This window comes from Streptomyces scabichelini, assembly GCF_011045015.1.
GTDB lineage: Bacteria > Actinomycetota > Actinomycetes > Streptomycetales > Streptomycetaceae > Streptomyces > Streptomyces scabichelini.
This window is the reverse complement of record NZ_JAAKZY010000435.1, coordinates 1-2,466: the sequence shown is the minus strand read 5'-3', so window position 1 is coordinate 2,466 and position 2,466 is coordinate 1. Positions and strand designations below refer to the sequence as shown.

At 75.8% G+C, this 2,466-nt stretch carries 1 protein-coding gene; it reads right to left on the bottom strand.

Going from position 1 to position 2,466, the window contains the following annotated elements; genetic code table 11:
* Positions 1-2,221, bottom strand: a 2,221-nt coding sequence (locus G5C60_RS50390) for a helicase-associated domain-containing protein (protein WP_165270993.1), incomplete at its 3' end; no start/stop codon positions are given.
* Between the last annotated feature and the right edge of the window lie 245 nt (positions 2,222-2,466).

The following is a 2,466-nucleotide window of genomic DNA, read 5'->3' as shown; positions in this document are numbered from 1 at the left end:
GGGCGGGTTTGCGGGGGGTCGTGGAGGCCAGGTCGCCGGCGCGGATGGCGCGGATCGCGGCGCTCAGCAGGGTGGCGTCGGGGACCGGCGGGCCGTCCGGTACGGGCTCGGGGGCCGTACGCGGCGGGGTGCGATGCGCGTGGGCGCGGGCGATCAGCACGTCGCCCTCCGCGGACTCCGCGGCGGGTGCGTAGCCCATCGCGCGCAGGCCGTCGAGGAGCGTGGCAGGGTCGGCCTGCGCGGCCAGCACCGTGGGCGCGAGGCGGCGCAGCCGGAGCCCCTGGGAGCGCTTGTCGGCGAGGATCTCGTTCAGCACGGCGTCGTCGTCGCAGCGCACGTACGCCGACGCGGCGCCGATCCGCAGATGGCCGTGCCTGCGGGCCACGTCGTCGATCAGGTACGCGAGGGGCTGAGGCACCGGCGTACTCGAGTGCGCGGCGAGGAAAGCGTGCAGGTCCGACGCCGAACGGCCGGCGTCCAGGGCCCGCCGTACCGAACCCGGCGTGAACCGGTACACCGTCGCCCCGCCCTTCGACTCCACGTCCGCGAGCACCCCGAGCATGTCCGCCAGCGGACGCTCCAGCGGGCCCGGCGCGACCGCGGTGAGGTCGGCCTGGAGCAGGACGTGGTCGAGGGGTGCGGGGAGGAGCGGGGCGAGGAGGCGGCCGGCGCGGGAGGCGGCCGCGGCCAGTTCGGCTCCGGTGAGGGGCGCCTCAGGTGGCGTCGGCAACAGGGCCCGACCGTGCGTCGACAGCGCCCCCCGGCCCGTGATCCCCAGCATCTCCGCCTCGGACAGAGTCCATCGGGCGAGACGGGTGCGCAGGTCGTCGCTCTGGGACTGGGTACCTCGGAGCGGGCGTTCCCAGTGGAGGCGGGCGATCAGGGAGTCGGCGGAGGCCGAGGCGCCCTCGGGGAGTGCGGCGAGCAGGGCCAGGACGCGGTGGCGGACCTCGGGCGCGGCCGAGCGGTCGAGGCCGGGGCCCAGCGCCGAGAGCGTACGGTCCTTGGTGTCGCGGCCGCCGACCAGGCCCGCCGTGCGGGTCGCGGCCAGCCAGGCGGTGGCGAGCCGCGTCCAGCGCTCGGCCGCGGGCAGCTCCAGCCACTCGTCGTACGCCGGGGTCGCGGCGTATCGCTCGTCGGCCTCGTCGTCCGACGCCAACAGGCCCGCCGCGTAGGCGAGTTCGACCCAGAAGGCCGCGACGGGCTCCGGCACGTCGAGGGCCACGCCGGTGCGCTTGAGGTCCCGTACGCTCAGGCCGCCCGCGCGCAGTACGGCCGGGCCGCCCTCGTCCCAGTCCTTGAGCAGCTCCTCGATGGTCGCGAGGGCGGTGTACGCCTGGCCGGCCGCCGTCGCGTCCACAACCTGTGGACGGTGTGTGGCGGCGGGCTCGACGGCCGGAGGAAGCGGTTCCGTTTTCTGGTGCGCGCGACCCGCCCTCAGATGCAGGGCGACCTCGCGGGGGAGTACGACCGTGCCGGGCGCCGTCGGCAGCAGCAGTCCGCGGTCGAGGAGCCAGCGCAGGCGGGGGGCCGGGTCGGCCGTCACCTGCCCGTACGGCGGGCCCCAGACCAGCCGCGACAGCACGTCCAGGGAGTCGGCCGGGGCCTCGGCGAGCAGGGCGCGCATCCGGGGCCGGTCGGTGAACAGTGCGGTCAGCGACGCCACCGCCGACACCGCGTCGTGCGTCGTGGGCAGCCCGGCCGTCGCGAGGATCTCCTGGATACGGCCCGGGGACATGCCCGCCGTCGCCTCCGCCACCGTCGGGCCCAGGCCCGTCGGCGACGGGTGCTGCGGCGAGGGCGCGAGCAGTTCGCGGGCCGTACGGACCAGGCGCAGCCGGTCGTCCGCGCCCCACACCAGCGCCTGCTCGCGCAGCGTCGCGAGAGCGCCGGGGAGGGCGCCGGTGACCTCCGGGTCATCCTCGTCGCCGGCCAGCAGGGACAGGAGCGTGTCGTACGCCGCCGGGTCCGGGGCCACCGCCAGGGCCTGCGCCGTCTGCAGGGCGAAGCGGTCCAGGTGCTCCAGGGCGCGGATCACGGAGGCGCGGGTGCCTGCGCGGGTGGCGAGCTGGGTGAGGTCGGTCGGTACGGGGGTGATGAGGTCGGGGCGGGACTGGAAGAGGGCGGCGAGCGAGGCGTCGTCGCGGGCCCGCAGCTGCTCCGCGAGCGAACGCGGGTTCGCTGCCGCGGGCTCCCTTGGTGACCGGTCCTGAACGCTCATCCGCTCCACGATAGCCTCCGGCGGTTGGGCGGTTGGGTTCGTTGCTTGGGTGCGGGTTCGTCGTGGCTGATCGCGCAGTTCCCCGCGCCCCTAAAAGACGAGCCCTCAGCCACCACGCACCCGCCACTTGCCCACCGGCGGGAGGGGGCGTGGGTCGGTGCGTCGTATGCCCGTCGCGTAGGTTCGGTCTCAGGAAACCCGCCCCTTGTACCAGCCCAGGGCCGTATGCCCACCCTGCGACGGGC